Below are 18288 nucleotides of genomic sequence, written 5' to 3' on the forward strand. Positions count from 1 at the left end.
CTTAGCCCTCCTTGTTAGACTGCGCTACAAACTGCTGTAGCTTCTCCAATGCCTTACCAGAATCAATCATCTGCTCTGCCAAACGCACGCCAGCTTCCAAGGTGTCCGCCTTGCCACCGATGTACAGCCCAGCCCCAGCATTGAGGCACACAGCATCGCGGCAACTGCCTTGTTCACCCTTCAAAATGCTCATTGTAATGGCGGCATTTTCTGTTGGTGTGCCACCCACCAGCGCATCTTTATCGCAACGGGTATAGCCAAACTGTTCTGGTGTGATTTCATAGGAACGGTAATAGCCGTCTTTCACTTCGCAGACGGTGGTGGGGCAACTCATGGAGATTTCGTCTAATTTTTCTTGCCCATAGACCACCAGCGCACGGTTCACATTCAAGTTGCACAGCACCTTGGCAAGGGGTTCTACCAGTTTTTCATCGTAGACACCCATCACCTGCATGGTGGCACCAGCAGGATTGGAAAGTGGGCCTAAAATATTGAAAATCGTGCGGAATTTCAGCTCTTTTCGCACCGCCGCCACGTATTTCATGGCTTGATGATACTTCTGGGCAAAGAGGAAGCAGATGCCAATGTCATCTAACAAGGCCTTGCTTTGCTCTGGGGAAATTTGAATGTTCACCCCCAAGGCTTCTAGCACATCGGCAGAACCAGAACGGCTGGAGGAAGCACGGTTGCCGTGCTTGGCCACAGGAATGCCACCTGCAGCGATGACCAAAGAGGCGGTGGTGGAAATATTGAAGGAGTTAGACTGGTCGCCCCCAGTGCCTACGATTTCCAACACCGCTTGGTCGTGGAGCAAACGCACACAGTGCTCACGCATAGAGGCAGCTGAGGCGGTGATTTCGTCGATGGTTTCCCCTTTGATGGCAAGGGCAGTGATGTAAGCGCTGATTTGCACATCGCTGGTTTGACCGCTCATAATCTGGTTCATCACTTCTTTGGCGGTGTCATAGGGCAAATCTTGATGTTGGCTCAAGGCAATGATAGCTTGTTCAATCATGACAAATCTCCTTCAAAAAATTGTTGATAATGCTGAACCCTTCTGGTGTCAACACCGATTCTGGGTGAAATTGTACGCTGTAGACAGGGTATTGGGTATGGGCAATTGCCATCACTTCCCCATCGTCAGTAGCGGCGATGACTTGCAGGCAATCAGGCAAGGTGTCTGCCACGGCAGACAAGGAATGATAGCGCCCAATTTGCATGGTTTTCTCCATGCCACGGAACAGGGGGTTTTGGGTATCCAATGTGGCGATGGAGGTTTTGCCGTGCATTAAGGTTTTGGCATAGGACACGGTGCCACCATAGGCTTGGCAAATGGCTTGGTGGCCTAAACAAACACCGAAAATGGGAATGGATGCCCCCAGTTCCTTTGCCACCTGTTGGCAAATGCCAGCATCTTCAGGCCGACCGGGGCCAGGGGATAGAAAAATGGCTTTGGGCTGTAGCTCTGCCACCTGCGCCACGGTCAATTCATCGTTGCGAATAACCTTAATATCAGGCTCAATACTACCGATGAGTTGGTATAAATTATAAGAAAAGCTATCGTAATTGTCGATGAGTAAAATCATAAATCGATGCCTCCTTGTGCTTGTTCCAGAGATTGCACCACAACCTTGGCCTTGTTGATGCACTCGTTGTACTCACTTTCTGCCACGCTGTCAGCCACGATGCCAGCACCAGAACGGACAAACACTTTCCCGTTTTTAGAAAAGGCCAAGCGAATGGCAATGCAAGTGTCCATGTTGCCTGTGAAATCGATGTAACCAATGGCACCGCCGTAAATACCACGCTTGTTGTCCTCTAGCGCATTGATAATCTGGCAGGCGCGCAATTTGGGCGCACCAGAGAGGGTACCAGCTGGCAAAATAGAGTCGATGGCATCCAGTGCATCTTTGCCGTCGGCAATGTCACCGCTGACGGTGGAGCCAATGTGCATCACGTGGGAAAACCGCTCGATGGACATATACTTATCCACACTGACACTGCCGATTTTGCTGATGCGACCAATGTCGTTGCGCCCCAAGTCTACCAGCATATTGTGCTCGGCACGCTCTTTTTCATCGGATAGTAAGTCCCGTTCCAAGGCCTCGTCCTCTTCTTGGGTGGCGCCTCTGGGCTTGGTGCCAGCCAGTGGGAAGGTATGGAGTTTTCCGTCTTGCAGCTTCACCAATGTTTCTGGACTGGCCCCCACAATCTCCACATCTTCGCTGGAAAAATAGAACATATAAGGGGAGGGATTTGTCCGTCGCAACAGGCGATAGGTGTCCAGCAGACTCCCTTCCATGTCGGCTTCCATGCGGTTAGAGAGCACCACTTGGAATATGTCACCCTCGTGAATATAATGCTTGGCTTTTTCCACCATGTTGCAATAGCCAGCTTGGTCAAACAGGGCACGGAATTCGCTTTTTAGCTGTAAGGGTGGGTTGGGTGCCAAGGCGCCGTCACGGACGATGTCTGCCATTTGCTTCAAATCTAGCTCTGCCTTGGCATAGTTGCGTGCCAAGTAATCGGTTTTGATGTTGGCGATTAAAATCACCGTCTGATTATAGTGGTCAAAGGCGATGAGCTTGTCAAAGAGCATCAAGTCCATGTCTTTGAAATGGTTTTCATCTTTGGCATCTAGCTTTAAAGTGGGCTCGGCATATTTAATATAATCATAGGAAAAATAGCCTACCAGACCACCCGAAAACGGGGGGAACCCTTCTAAAATGGGGGCTTTATTTTCCTCGATAATGCCACGAATCACTGTGGCAGGCTTGTCGATAAAGGTTTGGGTGGTGGCATCAGTTTTGATTTGCACCACACCAGAGATGGCCGTGACTTCCACGCTTGGGTCAAAGCCGATGAAGGTATAGCGCCCCCATTGGCGGTTATCCTCTGCACTTTCAAACATGAAACAATGCCCAGAAATATTTTGCAATTTCCGAAGCACGGTGATAGGTGTCACTGTATCGGCCACCAATTCCCGTTTGATGGGAATTCGTTTACAGGGTGTGATTTTGACGATTTCTTCCACTTGTTCTAATGTTGGATATACCATTGTGTCCTCCTTTTGGGCAATAAAAAAGCCCTTGACAATACAAATTTGTACTGTCAAGGGTGAAATAACTTCCACGGTGCCACCTTGATTCACAGCCATAGACTGTGCGCTTTGCGAGACTCTAACAAGCCCCTGACAACTGACGTATGTCTTCACGTCGCAGAATACTCAGCGCCCAGTGTGGCAACCTTTGACTGCGCCCTCAACGGTCCATTTCAGGCGTGCTTGTGCACCCCATGCTATCTGTGTTTGACTGGGCTCTCATCATCCCCAGTTCTCTGTACAAGCATAATAGCTGTTATCTCCGCTTCAACGGTTTGGCTTATTAAATTGTTACTGTAAGTATATACCTTCACGTCCCATTTGTCAATAGGGTTTTCAAGGATTTTACATCCGCTGACCGACACCCTAGCCTTAGCTAGGGTGTTGGTCTTGGCAGTAAGTAATAAACTGTTGTTTGCTCATGGGACGGGCATAATAATACCCTTGCCCAATTTGGCAACCTAAATTTTTCAACAATGTGCCTTGTTCAATGGTTTCAATGCCTTCTGCCACTGTTTCCAACTGCAAGTCATTGGCCATTTCAATCACCCGTTGCAAGATTTTGTTCCCACGGGGATTTTCAATGGCATCGATGATGAATTCACGGTCGATTTTCAGCGTATCCACATGGATATTTTTCAAGCGGTTCAACGATGAAACCCCCGCGCCAAAGTCATCCATAGAGATGGTAAATCCGTGGCTACGCAATTGTTGTATCTTTTCTAGCACATCGCTAGTGTCTACGAAAGCAGTTTCCGTGATTTCCAAATCCAATTGCGCAGGGGAAATTTCATACTTGGCCACGATGGCAACAATATTTTCCACCACTTTTTCTTGCAATATGGTCACGCCAGATAGGTTCACAGAAATGCGACCTTTGACAATGGATTGATAGTTCTGCAAAAATACGCACGTTTTGGTAAGGACATAATAGTCCATTTCTTCAATAAAGCCATTCTTTTCAAACAAGGGGATAAAATGATAGGGTGGCAGACACTCATCGGCTCTTTGCCAACGAATGAGCACCTCTGCCCCAGCCATTTCCTCTGTGCTGAGAAGTACCTTGGGTTGAAAATGCAACACAAACTCTTCGTTTTTCAGCGCTTCTTCCATGATACTGGTGAAATGGTTGTTGTTGTTAATCTCTTGTTGCATTTGTGGGGTGAACACGCTCACCGAGTTCCCCGCCCGTAGCTTGCCTTGCTGACGCGCTGAATTGGCATAGTCTAGCATGATGGTGATGTCATAGTCTCGGTTATGAATTTCATAAACACCAATGCTAAAATACAGCTTATAGGCCTTCCCAATCACCTCTTGCAAAGCAGCATGCACATTTTCCATATCTTCTTGCACCAGTTGAATCGCCGTCTCCGAATCAATCATCGGTGCCAACGTCATGAAGCGGTCTGCCGCGCCTCGGGCCACAATGATTTCCTCGTCAATGCGCTTACTCATTTGTTCGCCAATAAGTTTTAGTAAAACAGTGCCTGTTTCATAGCCGTAAATTTCATTGACGTATTTAAAACTATCCACATCGAAGGTAGCCAAGCGATAGTCTCTGGTTGGGTTCTCTTGCAAAATCCGCCGCGCTTCTTCTATGAATTTATGCTCGGTCATAATGCCAGTCACATCGTCCACATTCATCATGGCGGTGACGGCTTTACGTTGCTTTACAAAAAAGAAAACAACGGTGACAAAAACAGCCAAAAACAACACACCCACCCCATTGATTGCGATCCACGGATTACTAGCGAGTAGCTCTCCAAAGGTAATCTCTTGGTTGGTGATGGCATATTCTAAGGTGGCGGCTTCTAGGGTCGCTTGATCCATGATGGAAATCAGCTTGTTGAATACCGTCATCTCTGTCGTGGTCATATTTTCGGAAAAAGCCAGACATAGCTGTAAGGTGTCATCCACAACAGTGGCTATATACTCCTGTGTTTCAAAGTCATCTCGAATCATGTTGAGAGAGACCACGGTGATGAGCATACAGTCGATGTCTCCTGCGTCAAAGGCCTGTTGCAGTTCCTGTACCGTAGTATACTTCACAACCTCTCTGCCGTAGAGGGTGTCATCCACCATGAGAGAGTCGGTGCGATAATAGCTGGCAACACCAATGCGTTGATTTTCTCCTTCTTCGCTCACACTGTCTTGATGCTCCAAAAGAACAAAGGGCAAATCTAAATAGGGGCTACTGACAGTGGGGAAGCCAAATTCAGCAGTGGAATTGGTGGCTGAAATCATAAAATCTACGCTGTCATAGTCGGCTTGGGTGGCATCGTTCTCTATCAGCACATATTCAAAGTCCACCCCAGCTTCTTCGCTGAGCATATCCAGAAGGACAAAGGCCACCCCTTCTAGCTCTCCATCCTCATCTTCACGAATCAAGGGGGAGTAGAAGTTGCGGATACCCACACGGTAGGTGTCTTTTTCTTGTACCAGTGCAAGGCTGGTGTCAGCAATATAGGCATTGTTTGCAAAGTTATAGGAGCCGTATTCCAAGGTCAGCTGGGATTGGAAGTAAGGCTCTGCCACTTCCAACGCTTCACGGGCACGGTCAATTTCATCCATTAAATCTTGGTTGTCAGCAGTCGCCATCAAATATAGCGGCTGGCTATCAAGGCCTGTCACCACGGTGAGCCCCGAATGGCTTTGAATGGAGGTCATATACACAAAATCAATGTTTTGCATCCCTATGGTGATGTTGAGATTAGAACTGGGGATTTTCACAATCTCTGCGTCGAAGCCCTCTGTTTCCAGAAATTCCGTTAAGCAGGTATAATCCATATAATAATCTGGCACAGCGATGGTGGCACCTTCAAAAGAGACATTCTCTATATCGGTATCCAAGGTAGCCAGCATGATGGTGCAGCTACCAAAATCATTGGCACTGTAAATATAGTCCAGACCCTCATATTGCATGGTGGGGCCTATGATATCAATTTCGCCGCTGTCTAGTTTGTTTAAGCAGTCTTGAAAGCTGGTGCAGTCTACAAAGGTAAGGGTGTATGCGCCATCCATATAACCCAGAAGGTTCGTCATGTACTCGTAGCCATAGCCCTCTGACCCCTGAGAAAACGCAGCCTTGACAGTGCCGTAATTGGACACATAACCCACTTTAATTTCTTGGGGCTGTTCTGTGGCACTCACAACCCCGCCTAGACATGAAAACACCAACAAAACCACAATTGTGATACCCAATAATTTTTTCATACAAAAACTCCCTTTTCCAAACAAACTCTTGGAGCTCACAAGGGATTGCCCCTCTTTAATAAATAATTTTTTCTATCACCACTATTTTAACACAATATCATATTTATGCAATAGAAATTCCCAAAAAAAGTTACAAGAAATATATACAAAAACACCACCACTCTTTAGTGTGTAACGTTAGAACAAATACTGTTAAACCTCACTTCTTCTTATAGCTTTTATTTTCCCAACAAGATGGCTCCATATTTCGTCATTCGCTCTGCATAAAACGGGTTACAACTTCCCTTTAAAATGGCTTCATATGATGTATTTTGTAAATTTTTCCAATTTAACGCACAAATTATCCGTAAAATCGGAAAAATGGTATTGAATTATTTTCTATTAAGTTATATACTAAGATTAAGACTGAATACACTTATCCTCGGCAAAACATGAAGACCAATCACCGCTAAATACTTATATGCCTAAAAGATGTGAGGAGTGTTTACATGGAAAAGTCAAAGAAGTTTTTAAATTTTATGGAATTAATTCCCGACGCCGTGGTCGTTATGGATGTGACCAGCGACAAAGTCCTTCATGTGAATAGCAATTGTAAAAAACTATTGCATATCACCGAGGGCTGTTCTGTGAATCACTGTTACGAACAGCTAATTTCAGATATGCAACCAGAGGCATTGCGCGAAAAAGTACGGGAACAAGTGCGCCGCGATGGTGTCATGGTATTGGAGCACGTCAAGGTGAAAACGCTGCAAAAGGAAGAAATCTATTTTGATGTGCGTATCGCCTATTCTGACGAAACACGCGCCACTGTCTTCTTGGTTTTCACCCGCAGTGCCCGCGCCCTTGAGGAGATGACCTACCGCAACCAACGCTATGATGCCATGGCTGAGGCCTCCTTCTCCTACCCATTCTATCTCAACGTAGCCACCAAGCGGATGGAGTTTTTCGGCCCCATTCGTGAGGAATTCCAGTTGCCCCCTGTGATGGAAAACTTCCCCCAGCCTGTGCTGGATGGCGGCAATATTTTGGAAGAGGATTTGCCCTCCTACCGCCGCATGATTGACAGAATGTACAAAGGTGAGCCACCAGAAGATGCCTTCCGTTGCTTCACCCCAGCTGGTAACATTCTCAAGTATATGGTCAACTATGTGGTCAGCCGCAACGAAGATGGTTCGCCCAAGGAAATCATGGGCGATTTCGTCCATGTGGATGAGACCATTCCCATGGCTTCCTCTCAAAACAAAGAGGATGACGCAGGGGAAGAGAACACCAAGTTGGTCTATCAAATCAAGGCCCACTTCTTCTTCAACACCCTCAACACCATCAGCGCACTGTGCAAGCAAGATGCCTCTAAGGCGGACAAGGCCATCTTGACCTTTGCCTCGTTTATGCGCTCGTATATGTACTTAATCAACGAGGGACAAAACATCCCCTTTGAGCAAGAGCTGTCCTTGGTGAAAAGCTCTCTGGCCATCGAAAAAATGCGCTTCCCAGATAGTTTCACCTATGATTTCGACTTGGCATACACCGACTTCAACATTCCACCACTGTGCCTACAACCCCTTGTGGAAAACGCCGTCTTGCACGGGCTTCGCAAAACTGGCTCCCATGGGAAAATGAGTATTTCCACAACAAAAACTGGCAATATGGCGCAAATCCGCATCGCTGACAATGGCGTGGGCTTCGACCCAACAATTTTGGAGACCACCAGCTCCATCGGCATTAGAAACTTAACCAAACGTGTGGCGCTGATGGCCAATGGCACTGTCAGCTTTGAAAGCAAACAAGGCGAAGGAACTGTCGTGGTAATCGAAGTTCCCATCGCATCTTAAAAGGGGGGGTAAATAATATGACACAGTACAGAGGCATCCGTTTAATCTACGTGGACGACGAACCCAGTGCAATTACAAATTGCAAATATACGGTCAACGCATATGGCAAAGTAAAATCAGCAGAATTTTTCCTCAATGCGTTTGACGCGCTGGAATTTGTGCGAAACAATCCAATCGACATTGCGCTTTTGGATATTGATATGCCCCAGATGAACGGATACGAACTGGCCGAAAAGTTAAGAGAATTATCCCCCACATTACCCATCGCTTTTATGACGGGGAATGTGCGCTATCTAAACCCCAAAAACAGAGAAATGGATGTTCCATATCTGTTCAAACCCTATCTGGCTGAAGAAGTGTTTGAAGTGTTGGATAAGGTTGCACTTTGCGGTTAATACGTATCAATAGAGATGGCGCCACACGATAGATTGTGTGGCGCCATCTCGTTTTCATCAGACAATCCATCAAATTCCCACAGGGCAAATGCAAAGGCTTTGGATTTTATGATTAGCGCACTTTCTTGCCTCTGAGGCACCTCGTTTCTATACTTGTTCACTATTCACTGTTACTTATTACTTCCAAAAAATCCTGTATAAGGTAGTGAAGAGTGAAAAAGTAATAAGTAATAAGTAAAAAATCCGAGTAGATAAATCTACTCGGATTTTTTGGCAGCGGATGAAGGATTCGAACCCTCACGAACAGAGTCAGAGTCTGGTGTGCTACCTTTACACAAATCCGCTGTATGGTTGCTTTTTCTGGGAGACAGAACAACCATATTATACTCCAAATACAGGAAAAGTCAAGGGGGAGTTTAGTCGGTTTCACCCAGACTATTTCTGCCATACAAATCGTTAAATTCATAGGTGTAACCACGGAATTTACAGCCCACCATGGTGTCTAACTGCACGCCATGAATGGCGGCGAACACGCTTTTTTCAATGTTGGGGTTGCCCACCTTCAAGGTTTTCAGCAGTTGCTTAATCTCTTGGCGTTTGCTCTCCCCAATGCCGTCGTTGGCGGCATCGCGGGCTTCAGTGAAGCGGCAGGCGCACTGTAAAAAGCTTAAATTGTGGAAATTGCGCCATGCGATGATGGCATCTTCATGGACGCAGTACAAGGGGCGGATTAGCTCCATGCCTTCAAAGTTTTTGCTGGTTAATTTGGGGGGCATGGCTTGGATTTGTGCCCCATAAAACAGCCCCATCACCGTGGTTTCCACCACGTCGGAGAAATGGTGCCCCAAGGCAATTTTATTGCACCCCAATTCCTTGGCCTTGTTGTACAAAAAGCCACGGCGCATCTTGGCGCACAGGTAACAGGGGTTGCGGTCTACCACCTCAGTGACGGCAAAAATATCGCTGTCAAAAATGGTGACAGGAATTTCTAACAGCGCCGCATTGTCGATGATTTTCTGGCGATTTTCTGGGTTATATCCCGGGTCCATCACCATGAACACCAGCTCAAAAGGCGACTCCGTGTGACGCTGTAGCTCTTGCATCAGCTTTGCCAAAACGATGGAGTCTTTGCCGCCAGAAATGCACACGGCAATCTTGTCCCCCGGCTCCACTAAGCTGTATCGCTTCACCCCTGCGATAAAGGGATTCCACAGGGTTTTGCGGTATTTTTTAATGAGGCTCCGCTCCGCTTCTTGGCAGAGGGGGATTTTCGTTTGCTCCATGTAACGTCCTTTCAATGCCACCCAATTGCACTCAAGTATATCTTTTGGGATGGATTTTGCCAGTTGTGTTCCACAATGACTGGCATTTTAATCGTGGGTGGTCGTACACCGTATGATACACGGCAATGTCATCATAGTCAAGCCCTTGGATGTTAAATTTCTCCGTTAAGTCTGCAAACAGGCGATGGCAATGACGCCTTTTACTGTGGATGTTTCACCACCACCACAGAAAAATAACCGCTAACAGCGTCTAACTCCCCAAACTTATGGTACACACGCTCGCCGTCCATGCCACAGTTTTCCACCATAGACGCACCCGATAACAGGTTGCGATTTGCCAAGGTTTCTTGCAAGGCGGTGATGTCTTTGCCAGCCTTCATAAACACATAATTGGCATCCACAGCCAAGCAATCGTCCACATCTTTGTGAGATGCTGGCACAATCATCAACCGTTCAGACCGCTCGCAAAGGGGCATCCCCAACCGCGCCGCCACTGCACAAAAAGAAGGTACGCCCGGCACCAATTCAGCCTCATAGCCCCGTGCCACCACCCGTTGATGGACGTAGACATAGGTGGAGTAAATGGCAGGGTCACCCAAGGTGATGAACACCACGGTTTTACCTTCATCCAACAGGGCACACACTGTATCGGCAATTTGATCATAGGCGCCATCTAGCACCGCCATATCCCGCACCATAGGCGTGGGGCAATAGATGACTTTGCTCTCGTCCACATGGTCTTTGACAATATTTAAAGCCGTTTTTTCTCCACTGCCTTTATCAGGTACTGCCACCACATCTGCTTCGCGCAACAGCCGTGCGCCTTTCAAGGTCAACAGTTCTGGGTCACCAGGACCAACCCCTAAGCCATATAAAATCCCTTTACTCATACTGCCTCCTGCTCTGCTGCCTTGGCATGGGCGCACAAAATATCACAGATGGCGGTCAGTTCCCCCATCCCCTGTAGCACACAGTCCACTGCGTAGCCCATGGCTTCCAATTGGGCGCGCCAAGAGTCCTCTTCCTCGCCAGCCAAATCATTTTTGGCGTGGTCACCTGCCACAATCATCAGCGGATAGGCGATAATTTTCTTCACACCAGTGCGCTTAGACAAAATGCCAGCCACCTGTTCAAAGGCAGGATACCCTTCCACAGTGCCAATGACCACATCCTCACGCCCCATATCACGGAGCACATACTCCAGCATGGGATAGACGCTGTTGGCATGGTGGGTGGTGCCGTGACCCATATAGACAATGGCCGTATCTTCTGTTTTGAGTGGCAGTTGCTCACACAGTGCCTCAGCCACGGCAAAATAATCTTCCACAGAGGTCAGCAACGCTCTGCCGATGGACAAACGGGCAAACTTGCTGACAAAAGGAGCCGCTTGGGCGCATAGCTTATCATATTCATCGCCATTGATTACATGGCTTGGTTGAATAAGCACATCGTCATACCCTTGTGCCAGCAATTGCTCCAAGGCCTGTGCCACATTGGGAATGTCCAAGCCGTCACGTTCTCTCAGGCGTTTCATAATCATAGAAGATGTGAAGGCTCGCACCACTGTACGCTCTGGGAAGGCCGTTGCCAAGGTTTGCTCAAATAGGACGATGGTTTTTTCCAAGGTATCGTGGTGACTGGTGCCAAAGGACACCGCAATCAAAGCTTGTTTCATTCTGTTTCTCACTCTCTTTATTTTAGTTTATTTAGTTGCATCACTTGGATGCGATGTAGATGAAGGCATAAAAAACCGCTCCCTATCACACTGCAAAAGTATGAAGAGAGCGCATCATCACGTGAAGCCAGACCCCCCACCTAGGAGCATGACGTTTTAGCGTTGTCGGGTAATCTGGCTCGTGCCACAGGGCACTTACAGTAGAGGTAAGACTGCGTCGGATTTGCACCGCACTTCCCCCATTGACTCATTGCTGGTCAATCACCGCTAAAACGAATATTTCATTGCTGTAAAGTATAACAGATTTTCCATCCACTGTAAAGATATTTTTCAATTTTTCTAGGGTTGTGCCCTTGCCAGAAAAAAGGTTTTGTGTTACCATAAAATCAAAATCCACAACGAAAGCGAGAACACCCATGGGCTTACTACACCCGTTCGTCACCACATTGCACCTGCAACCACTGGGTGGCGGACTATGATTCTTCATCTCATCCGTCACGGCCAAACCATAGCCACCCAGACCCACTGCTATTGTGGCAAAACCGACTTGCCCATCACCCCTGAAAATCTGGAGCAACTGGCCGCGTATGCCGCCGCTGGTGCCTATCCTGCCTTACACGGTTGTGCCATTTATACCACGCCTCTGCTCCGCACCCAGCAGACACTGCAAGCTATTTATGGTGCGGTTGCCTTTGACATTCTGCCTGATTTTCAAGAGGTAGACTTTGGAATTTTTGAGCTAGGACACTATGACCAGCTTCAACACAACAACGACTATCAAGCATGGATTGGTGGAGATTTTTTTCACAACATTCCTCCCACAGGGGAAAGCTTCGCTCAATTTCACTGTCGCGTGCTTTCCCAGCTAGAAGGGTTACTTGCCCAAAACACCGACGCCTTGGTCGTGGCTCACGGTGGCACTATTTCCGCCATTATGTCCCATCTATTTCCCCATGAAAATAAATCCCATTACCAATGGGCACCCAAGCCCTGCGAAGGCTATAGCGTCACTTTGGGACGACCGAACACCTACAATAAAATCACCGTCAATCAATGAATTGACGGTGATTTTTCTCGTTATAGCAACTGTTTCCACGCCTTCCAATCTGGCATAAACTGCGCCACCAAGTTATAAAAATCCTTAGAGTGATTGGGGTGCACCAGATGGCAAAACTCGTGGAGCATCACGTAATACAAGCACCCCAACGGTCGCTCCATCAGCTTGGTATTGATGGTAATGGCCCCTTTCGTCGGCAGGCAAGAACCCCACCGCGAGGTCATAGACCGCACACGGAGCGTAGGCATTTTGATGCCCAAATACGCCATTTTGGCGAACACCTGCTGGGCAATTTTTTCACTTTCCAACAAACATTGTTGGGCTAAAAATTGGCGAAACAGCTTATCTTTCACCGCCCTATCCGCCCCTTGTTTCACGGTAATGGTCAGGACATCACCCTGTTCCGCCACCTGTTGACGGCCGCCTTCTATCACCTGTAACGTATACCATTTCCCCAGCAAACACACTTGTTCCCCTGTTATATAGCACAAAGGCTCGGGTGCGTTTTCTCGTACTTTTCCCATAGATTCTCTGGCTTTTCGGATGAAATCCGCCTTAGATTGAACAAATTCATCCACCCGTTCTTGAGACACTCTAGGGCTGGCAGACACCACCACAGACCCATCCATACGGACACGCAAATTGATATTTTTCACCCGTTTACGCTCTAATGTGTATGCAATTTTCTCCATGGATGTATCACCGCCTTTGTGGCTCTATTGTCTCACAAAGTGGCAGAAAATGCAATATAAAACGGAAACGGTGGGGGCTTGCCCCCACCCTACATGATGTGCACTTCACAGCAATTGTCCACCACACGCAGACCCATTTCCTCTGGGCTTGCCACAGGAAACTCCAAGATAGACGTAGCGTCGTAAATAGGACAGAGCTGTTTAGATGGGTCTAAGGTTGTTGCCAAGTTCATTTCTAACGCTTGTTCCTTTTTTTCCACAAAAATCACCCCCCAAACAGTTTGCACCGCTTGAGGGGTTATCATGTGAAACAGTCTTTTCCAATCAGCCCAAAACCTTGCGACCTGCGCTCCATACGGCAGTGATTGCACCAGTTTGTCGGCGGTAAATACTCCGCTCAAACCGCGCTTCTACGCTGTCCACTTGAGGCAAATGACTGTCATCAATCACCAGTGCGTGGAGGGGATTGCCCTTGGCAAAGCCAGCTTGTTCTCCAAAAAATTCACTGCCACCAGAGGTGCCCAAATACCAACCCTCAGCCACGGTGAGACAAGGCGCACCATTGGTCATGGTGGTATGCTTGGAAGTGGCGATGGTGGAGGCGATGACTTGGTGCATTTCAATTTGGTGGCCGCCAGCAATGTCACTGCCCAAACCAACCTGCAACCCTTCGTTGAGCATAGCGCGGACAGGGGTGACACCAGAGCAGATATTGGTGTTAGAATTGGCGCAAAAGGCCACGGTGACCCCTGCGTCTTTCATGGCTTTACGTTCTCGTTCATCCGACCAGACACAGTGCGCCATCACCGTTTTGTCATTCCAAAGCCCATATTTTGCATAAGACTGCCAATATTGCTCACAATCGGGGTGCAATTCTTGCACCCATGCGATTTCCTTATCATTTTCAGACAGATGAGATTGGATGGGCAAGTTTTTCTCCTGTGCTAGTTTGCCCAAATAGGCCATCAATTCATCGCTGCAAGAGGGTGTAAATCTTGGGGTAATCATGGGGTGAATATGCTCAAATTTCTCACATTGCTCCAACCACAAGGCAGTTTCCGCCATGGATTGTTCCGTGGTTTCTTGGAGCACATCACCGCTGTTGCGATCCATGTTCACCTTGCCCACATAGCCTGTAACCCCAGCATTTTCCAATTCTTCCATCAAAATCAAAGTGGCTTCACGGTGCAATGATGAGAACATACACACCCGTGTGGTGCCATTGGCAATCAATTCTTGTGCCAGTTGGCGGTAAATTTTACGGGCATAGTCATTGTCGGCAAACCGTGCTTCCAAAGGGAAGGTATAGGTGTTGAGCCAGTCTAGCAAGGGCAAATCCATGCCCAAACCAATCATGGGATATTGGGGTGCGTGAAGGTGCAAATCACTGAAAGACTGGACAATCAACTTTTGCCGATAATCCTGCACCACATGGCCTTCATACGCCTCTGGCAAGGTGGCAAACACCCCTTGGATGATGCCATCCGCCGCCACCAAATATCCGTTTTCTGTGATTTCCAGCTGGTTTAAAGCAGTGCTTGAGACAATGTTTCCTTTTAAAATCGTATAATTCATATTGCTTTCTCCTTATAAAATGGCAAACAAAAAGCGCCTATACGGATAGAGTTACTCCATCTCGCACAGACACCCATAGTAAAGCAGTCGGCCGCTTCGTAGAAACCCTTGCGCCTAGCGTATGCCATCATGCAAGGTTATATGAGTTATTTTGATTGTAGCTTTATTTTACCATATCTTTTAAGGAAATCCAATGGGATGGGCTACGGTTTTTACAGATGTTTGATATAAGCAAATTTAATGACGATACAAGGTATTCTCCACAGTTTTCTTATACTGCGTGAAATGGCAAGGGAGGGGATGGAACCCCTCCCTTATAACCTTACGTGTGCTTCACTGTAGGCGTAAAGGGGAATTTAATGGGTTTATTTTGCTTGCAGCTTTCGTACACAGCGGTGAACAACTCTGTGGTGCGGCGTCCGTCTCTGGCGTCCACCAAAGGTCTGGTGCCGTTAACAATGGCGTGCAAAAAATCTGCCATTTGCAACTTATGATAGTAATACATATCCGCCTCTTTAAACGCGGCTTCATCATGGGCTTGATACTGCTCTTTCAGCGCAACCTCCCCTACTATCGTCCAAATGTCGTTATAAGGGGCTTCTTCAATTTCGCTGACCCCTGCGATGAACATGGCACCGCCATCGGTTTGCACCCCAACGCTGGCACCATTGGACCCATGGACTGCCACCTTGCCATAGAGGGCAGGGTCTTGGCTGTTGCTCATGACCAAGTTGCCAATGGCGCCGTTTTTAAACTTGACAATCACCACCGCGGTGTCTTCCACTTCGATATAGGGGTGGTTGAAATTACAATGCACGCCGTACACCTCGTCCACGTCCCCCATGAACCACAGCAACAAATCAATCTGATGGGTGGCTTGGGTGGCCATGACACCGCCACCTTCTCCAGCCCAAGTGCCACGCCATGGGTCACTGTTGTAATAGGCTTCATCTCGCCAGCCCAGCATATGCACTGTGCCCAAAATGGGCGTGCCCAATTTGCCATCGTCAATGGCTTGTTTCATCCGCACGCATGGGGGATAAAACCGCCGTTGCACCAGCGTGCCAATGGTGACCCCATTGCGCTCAGCTGCTTCTACAATGGCGTTGCAGTCAGCCAAAGAGGCCGCCAATGGCTTTTCCACCATCACATGACACCCACAATCAGCCGCCGCCACAGCGTGCTGGGCATGGAGGGGATGGGGCGAACACACTGCCACCACATCCAACTTTTGCTCCTGCACCATGGTTTTCACATCGGTGTAAGCCGCCACATTGTACCGTGCGGCATAGGCCTCTGTTTTGGTCATATCACGGCCGCAAACTGCCACCAATTCAGACTCTGGCAAGGCAATAAACGCCTTGGCGTGAAAATCTGCCACTTTGCCACAGCCAATAATCCCTGCTCGTAAAACCCCCATACTTGTCCCTCCAATGTTTAATGATTCCATTCTTAGGCAGCCTATGGTCACCCCAATCAAAGGGTTAGCCTTGATAGCGAATATTTTGTGTACTCCCCTTGCGGCTACATTTGTTTTGATACATACGATGGTCGGCAATTTTAATTAAGTTAATATAATCGGTGTCGTCCACCGTTGCGAACGCACAGCCCATAGAAAATGCCAAGGGCACTACGTTCCCCTGGGTCACCTCAAGGGTATGGCTATCTTGCTCCTGCTCAACAGCGCGAATATACTGCTGGAGCGCTTCTTCGCTAGGGGCATTGTACAAAAGAACAGCAAATTCATCGCCACCTAGCCGCCCTGCAATAAATGTCCCCTCAAAGAAAATCATATCTGCAATACTCTTGATATATACATCTCCTACCTCATGACCGTAGACATCATTGATTGTTTTTAGGTTGTCTAAATCAATCATACAGATGGCATAATAGGGGGTACTGGCAGTGGACAAACTCTGTTCCGCATTGTAATAGAAGGCGCGGCGGTTGTAAAGTCCAGTGAGAATATCCGTGTCACGCTCTTGCTTGATAATCTCTTTCTCCTGAATCTCCTTGGAGATATCCATCAACAGCACCAAGGTACTATCTCGGTCTTGGAAGGACTCCATTTTGATATAGATATCGCTACCTTTAAACCACAGAATATTTTTTTCCTCCGTGATGTTTATCTCACGGATTTCTTTAAGCTTTAACGCTAGGGTGTCGGCATTGCGGAAAGATTCGTTATATTCGTCAAGGGAAAGATGGAGAATTTCACGAACCTTACCTGTGGCGGTGATTTTTTGGGTGACGCAGTCATACTCCACAATACCCGTGGGAATCTGCGCCAAATCCAACGCCATTGACAGCTTGTGGGCTTGATTTATAAGACTCCTCACCATGGAGTTGATGTGGTCACTCAGTGCCCTGATTTCAGGCACGCTGTTTTGCACCATGGTAACGGACAGGTCGCCCTGTTCAATCCGCTCTAACTTGCTGTTGATGGTGATGATGCTACGGATAATCTTGCGATTGAGATAAATGGTGATAAAGATGACAAACACCACGGCAAACAAGAAAACATAAATAGAAACAATGATGCTATCGACGGTGACAGATTCCATGATAGATTCTTTCTCATACAGGTCAACAACGACAAGTTCGTCGGTGTGATGGATAAGGTAGAGGTATGTTTGTCCGTCAATAACATAATCACCAATGGTAGTATCCGTCATGGCGCTGATATTCTCATCACTGAGAAACGTTCCTAAACTGGCGACGCTGCTCTCCATCACAGACTCACTCGTAGAGCCTACAATCTCACAGGAGCTCTGGTCAATGGCTAAGAAAATTTGGTCGTCACTGATGGGCATCATATCAAATACATCAGAGATGTCGTTGCCTTCTTGGACAGCCAGCACACGGTCAGGGGTAACCCCAATTTGAACAATGCCTGTGCCATTCTCGTTCCAGACAGCGGCATACTGCATGGGTTTGGATTCCGCTGTATTGGGAGTGATATCTTGACAGAGCATCAAGGAGGCGTCCTCTAGCATGGGGAGAAAATATCCCATCTGCGATCCAGAAGAAAAGGAATAGCCATAATACTCTGGATGGGTGCCAAAATAGAGGTTCCCATCCGTGTCAAAAAAGTGAATCTCATCCACCCCAAGCAATTCTGCCACTGCTGCCAGAGCGTCGATATCCGTATAGAGCTCAGGGTTGGCCTCTGCCATATAGGCAGCTGTGAGGGCATTGGTGAGGCATTGTTGGGAGAACTCATCTACAATTTCAGCAACGGATTCGTCGTTGTCTTCGATAATTTGATCTATCTGCCAGAAAAGGCTCTCTGCCTCGCTGACAAATCGACTCTCCTCGATTTTATAGCGCACACCCCAGTTGATAAAAAAGGTAAGAATTAAAAATACGATAAACATAAATATGCCAGCGCGCATAATAATTTTTTGCATAAATAGCCTCACCCCCTCCGTCTACAATAAAACAAGATTTTTATCTAAGGCTTCGT

15 protein-coding genes, 1 tRNA gene and 2 riboswitches are annotated in these 18288 nt (G+C 47.5%); of the genes, 3 read left to right on the forward strand and 13 right to left on the reverse strand.

Annotated elements, in window-relative coordinates:
- Position 1: 1 nt before the first annotated feature.
- The 4 genes from trpD to RFF05_RS03100 all read right to left on the reverse strand — a co-directional run bounded on the left by trpD (position 2) and on the right by RFF05_RS03100 (position 6313).
- On the reverse strand, positions 2 to 1015 hold the full coding sequence (gene trpD, locus RFF05_RS03085; protein WP_409968966.1) for an anthranilate phosphoribosyltransferase: 1014 nt from the start codon (positions 1013 to 1015) through the stop codon (positions 2 to 4).
- A complete protein-coding gene (locus tag RFF05_RS03090; RefSeq protein ID WP_409968967.1) occupies positions 1008 to 1586 on the reverse strand; it encodes an anthranilate synthase component II in 579 nt (192 codons plus the stop codon). The genes trpD and RFF05_RS03090 overlap by 8 nt, the downstream gene beginning before the upstream one ends.
- Positions 1583 to 3058, reverse strand: a complete 1476-nt coding sequence (gene trpE / locus RFF05_RS03095; protein WP_409968968.1) for an anthranilate synthase component I — start codon at positions 3056 to 3058, stop codon at positions 1583 to 1585. The genes RFF05_RS03090 and trpE overlap by 4 nt, the downstream gene beginning before the upstream one ends.
- A 414-nt stretch (positions 3059 to 3472) precedes the next feature.
- Positions 3473 to 6313: an EAL domain-containing protein gene (locus RFF05_RS03100; RefSeq protein WP_409968969.1), complete on the reverse strand. Its 2841-nt coding sequence runs from the start codon at positions 6311 to 6313 to the stop codon at positions 3473 to 3475.
- A 488-nt stretch (positions 6314 to 6801) separates the two neighbouring features.
- On the opposite strand from RFF05_RS03100, the gene RFF05_RS03105 reads away from it, so the two are divergent.
- Entirely contained in the window at positions 6802 to 8145 is a 1344-nt protein-coding gene (locus RFF05_RS03105) for a histidine kinase (protein WP_409968970.1), read from the forward strand.
- A 17-nt stretch (positions 8146 to 8162) separates the two neighbouring features.
- Positions 8163 to 8540: a response regulator gene (locus tag RFF05_RS03110; protein ID WP_409968971.1), complete on the forward strand. Its 378-nt coding sequence runs from the start codon at positions 8163 to 8165 to the stop codon at positions 8538 to 8540.
- 271 nt (positions 8541 to 8811) lie between these two features.
- On the opposite strand, the gene RFF05_RS03115 is transcribed toward RFF05_RS03110, so the two are convergent.
- The 4 genes from RFF05_RS03115 to RFF05_RS03130 all read right to left on the reverse strand — a co-directional run bounded on the left by RFF05_RS03115 (position 8812) and on the right by RFF05_RS03130 (position 11498).
- Positions 8812 to 8885: transfer RNA gene (locus RFF05_RS03115), tRNA-Gln, on the reverse strand.
- A 71-nt stretch (positions 8886 to 8956) separates the two neighbouring features.
- Positions 8957 to 9823 (reverse strand): tRNA 2-thiocytidine biosynthesis TtcA family protein, encoded by an 867-nt coding sequence (locus tag RFF05_RS03120; protein ID WP_409968972.1) that lies wholly within the window; start codon positions 9821 to 9823, stop codon positions 8957 to 8959.
- A 200-nt stretch (positions 9824 to 10023) separates the two neighbouring features.
- Positions 10024 to 10713 (reverse strand): precorrin-2 C(20)-methyltransferase, encoded by a 690-nt coding sequence (cobI, locus tag RFF05_RS03125; RefSeq protein WP_409968973.1) that lies wholly within the window; start codon positions 10711 to 10713, stop codon positions 10024 to 10026.
- A complete protein-coding gene (locus RFF05_RS03130) occupies positions 10710 to 11498 on the reverse strand; it encodes a sirohydrochlorin cobaltochelatase (RefSeq protein ID WP_409968974.1) in 789 nt (262 codons plus the stop codon). The genes cobI and RFF05_RS03130 overlap by 4 nt, the downstream gene beginning before the upstream one ends.
- Before the next feature lie 146 nt (positions 11499 to 11644).
- A riboswitch (cobalamin riboswitch) is annotated at positions 11645 to 11779 on the reverse strand.
- Between the two features lie 89 nt (positions 11780 to 11868).
- Here RFF05_RS03130 and RFF05_RS03135 point away from each other — a divergent pair.
- Positions 11869 to 12555, forward strand: coding sequence for a histidine phosphatase family protein (locus tag RFF05_RS03135; protein WP_409968975.1), 687 nt, complete (start codon positions 11869 to 11871; stop codon positions 12553 to 12555).
- A gap of 20 nt (positions 12556 to 12575) precedes the next feature.
- Here the strand turns inward: RFF05_RS03135 and RFF05_RS03140 are convergent, their stop codons facing one another.
- From RFF05_RS03140 to RFF05_RS03160, 5 genes are all read right to left on the reverse strand, one after another.
- The gene (locus RFF05_RS03140; protein WP_409968976.1) at positions 12576 to 13247 is read right to left on the reverse strand and encodes a M48 family metallopeptidase; all 672 of its coding nucleotides are present in this window, start codon (positions 13245 to 13247) and stop codon (positions 12576 to 12578) included.
- A gap of 89 nt (positions 13248 to 13336) precedes the next feature.
- Complete coding sequence (locus RFF05_RS03145) at positions 13337 to 13507, reverse strand: hypothetical protein (RefSeq protein ID WP_409968977.1); 171 nt, start codon at positions 13505 to 13507, stop codon at positions 13337 to 13339.
- 64 nt (positions 13508 to 13571) lie between these two features.
- Positions 13572 to 14822 (reverse strand): amidohydrolase family protein, encoded by a 1251-nt coding sequence (locus tag RFF05_RS03150; protein WP_409968978.1) that lies wholly within the window; start codon positions 14820 to 14822, stop codon positions 13572 to 13574.
- 56 nt (positions 14823 to 14878) lie between these two features.
- A riboswitch (purine riboswitch) is annotated at positions 14879 to 14987 on the reverse strand.
- 157 nt (positions 14988 to 15144) lie between these two features.
- Entirely contained in the window at positions 15145 to 16242 is a 1098-nt protein-coding gene (locus tag RFF05_RS03155) for a Gfo/Idh/MocA family protein (RefSeq protein ID WP_409968979.1), read from the reverse strand.
- A gap of 64 nt (positions 16243 to 16306) precedes the next feature.
- Positions 16307 to 18199 carry a diguanylate cyclase gene (locus RFF05_RS03160; RefSeq protein WP_409968980.1) on the reverse strand — a complete coding sequence of 631 codons (1893 nt, stop codon included), beginning with the start codon at positions 18197 to 18199 and terminating at the stop codon, positions 16307 to 16309.
- Positions 18200 to 18288 lie beyond the last annotated feature (89 nt).

This window comes from Bengtsoniella intestinalis (assembly GCF_039719005.1).
Classification (GTDB): Bacteria; Bacillota; Clostridia; order Oscillospirales; family Oscillospiraceae; genus Oscillibacter; species Oscillibacter intestinalis.

What these genes read in the sequence shown, in the direction of transcription:
- trpD (WP_409968966.1), bottom strand. Translation starts at nt 1,015, where the DNA reads ATGATTGAACAAGCTATCATTGCCTTGAGCCAACATCAAGATTTGCCC.
- cobI (WP_409968973.1), bottom strand. Translation starts at nt 10,713, where the DNA reads ATGAGTAAAGGGATTTTATATGGCTTAGGGGTTGGTCCTGGTGACCCA.
- trpE (WP_409968968.1), bottom strand. Translation starts at nt 3,058, where the DNA reads ATGGTATATCCAACATTAGAACAAGTGGAAGAAATCGTCAAAATCACA.
- RFF05_RS03100 (WP_409968969.1), bottom strand. Translation starts at nt 6,313, where the DNA reads ATGAAAAAATTATTGGGTATCACAATTGTGGTTTTGTTGGTGTTTTCA.
- RFF05_RS03120 (WP_409968972.1), bottom strand. Translation starts at nt 9,823, where the DNA reads ATGGAGCAAACGAAAATCCCCCTCTGCCAAGAAGCGGAGCGGAGCCTC.
- RFF05_RS03160 (WP_409968980.1), bottom strand. Translation starts at nt 18,199, where the DNA reads ATGTTTATCGTATTTTTAATTCTTACCTTTTTTATCAACTGGGGTGTG.
- RFF05_RS03140 (WP_409968976.1), bottom strand. Translation starts at nt 13,247, where the DNA reads ATGGAGAAAATTGCATACACATTAGAGCGTAAACGGGTGAAAAATATC.
- RFF05_RS03150 (WP_409968978.1), bottom strand. Translation starts at nt 14,822, where the DNA reads ATGAATTATACGATTTTAAAAGGAAACATTGTCTCAAGCACTGCTTTA.
- RFF05_RS03105 (WP_409968970.1), top strand. Translation starts at nt 6,802, where the DNA reads ATGGAAAAGTCAAAGAAGTTTTTAAATTTTATGGAATTAATTCCCGAC.
- RFF05_RS03130 (WP_409968974.1), bottom strand. Translation starts at nt 11,498, where the DNA reads ATGAAACAAGCTTTGATTGCGGTGTCCTTTGGCACCAGTCACCACGAT.
- RFF05_RS03155 (WP_409968979.1), bottom strand. Translation starts at nt 16,242, where the DNA reads ATGGGGGTTTTACGAGCAGGGATTATTGGCTGTGGCAAAGTGGCAGAT.
- RFF05_RS03110 (WP_409968971.1), top strand. Translation starts at nt 8,163, where the DNA reads ATGACACAGTACAGAGGCATCCGTTTAATCTACGTGGACGACGAACCC.
- RFF05_RS03090 (WP_409968967.1), bottom strand. Translation starts at nt 1,586, where the DNA reads ATGATTTTACTCATCGACAATTACGATAGCTTTTCTTATAATTTATAC.